Source organism: Bacillus sp. SA1-12, from assembly GCF_000981385.1.
In the GTDB taxonomy this organism is placed as follows: Bacteria; Bacillota; Bacilli; order Bacillales; family Bacillaceae; genus Metabacillus.
In genome coordinates this window covers 1-770 of the sequence record NZ_LATZ01000084.1, presented here as the reverse complement: position 1 = coordinate 770, position 770 = coordinate 1, and the positions used below count along the sequence as shown (strand labels likewise).

1 protein-coding gene is annotated in these 770 nt (G+C 32.7%); it reads right to left on the bottom strand.

The window, feature by feature from the left end; genetic code table 11:
• Positions 1-2: 2 nt before the first annotated feature.
• Positions 3-755, bottom strand: coding sequence for an IS21-like element helper ATPase IstB (gene istB, locus WQ54_RS17905; protein ID WP_046514187.1), 753 nt, complete (start codon positions 753-755; stop codon positions 3-5).
• Between the last annotated feature and the right edge of the window lie 15 nt (positions 756-770).

Below are 770 nucleotides of genomic sequence, written 5' to 3'. Positions count from 1 at the left end.
TTCTACTCATTTTCTTTCGCAAGATGATCCTTGATTCGGTAAGATTCTCCAACAATACTTACTACTGTTGCGTGATGTAAAACCCGGTCTAAAATCGCATTGGCCAGTTTAGAATCTTGAAAGACTTCATCCCATGACTTGAAATTGATATTAGTTGTTAGAATTGTACTTCTCTTTTCATACCTTAGATCAATGAGTTGAAAGAACAATTTCGCATCTTCTGGATCAATAGGTAAATAGCCAATTTCATCAATAATAAGCAGTTTATATTTGGTATAATGCTTTAATCTTGCTTCTAAACGATTTTCAATTTTAGCTCTCTTTAACTGCTGGAGTAAATCATGGCACTTAATAAAATAAGTGCTGGTTCTCTTTTTAGCAGCTGCTATGCCGATGGCAGTGGCTAAATGAGTTTTCCCCACACCACTAGGGCCTAAAAATATAATATTTTCCTTTCTCTCAATAAATCGTAAAGTGATAAAATCAAGAATTTGTTGTTTATTAATCGACGGCTGAAATTCAAAGTCAAATTGGTTTAGTTCTTTTAAGTGGGGAAATGCCCCCACTTTTACCATTGAATGAATCATATTTTTCTCTCGAACATCAATTTCATAATTTGTGAGTTTTACAAGTGTTTCTACAAAAGATACTTGATTTCCAACACTAAAATCGATGGTTTCACTTAGATGCTGGATCATTTGCTTTAACTTTAAATATTCTAAATTTCGTACTAACTGTTGATAGGTGTTATTCATTTTTATACACATCTC

What these genes read in the sequence shown, in the direction of transcription:
- istB (WP_046514187.1), bottom strand. Translation starts at nt 755, where the DNA reads ATGAATAACACCTATCAACAGTTAGTACGAAATTTAGAATATTTAAAG.